1 protein-coding gene is annotated in these 618 nt (G+C 44.3%); it reads left to right on the forward strand.

Annotated elements, in window-relative coordinates; genetic code table 11:
* The coding region (locus ACYUCY_RS18320) for a hypothetical protein (RefSeq protein ID WP_460227985.1) at positions 1-618 on the forward strand (618 nt) is incomplete at both ends.

Below are 618 nucleotides of genomic sequence, written 5' to 3' on the forward strand. Positions count from 1 at the left end.
AAAAACTACCGCGACTGAAATACAAACACTGACGTATGCCAGTGACAGTAATCGTTTAATCGATGTCAATGGTAGCCCAGTCACCCAAGATCAGACCGGTAACACGACCCATGCAACAAGCAATAGCGACAACATTGAATACCGTTATGGCGATAACGAGCGCTATGAAGATGTGTACATTAATAGTCAACTCAGAGCGAGTTACCGATTCAATGCCCTCGGCCAACGCGCAAAAAAAACCGATTACGACAGCAGTGGTCAGATCGATCACTTTGAAATTTATCATTACGATCCTGCAGGGCAACTCATTAGTACAACAATAAAAAATGCTACCGGCACAACGACACGGTTTATTCATTATGTGTGGTTAGATAATTTACCGCTGGCGCAAATTACTGATGATGTTGATATGAATGGCAATACCACTGCAACTGAAATTCTTTATCTACATGCAGATCATTTAAATACGCCGCGCATTGCGACGAATCAAAATCAAACCGAGGTGTGGAATTGGCAGAGTGATGCCTTTGGGGTAGGTGATGCCAATCAAGACCCGGATGGTGATGGGAATGTGACGGAAGTCGCGCTGCGTTTTCCTGGGCAGTATTACGATGAGGA

It is taken from the genome of Aurantivibrio infirmus (assembly GCF_054767315.1).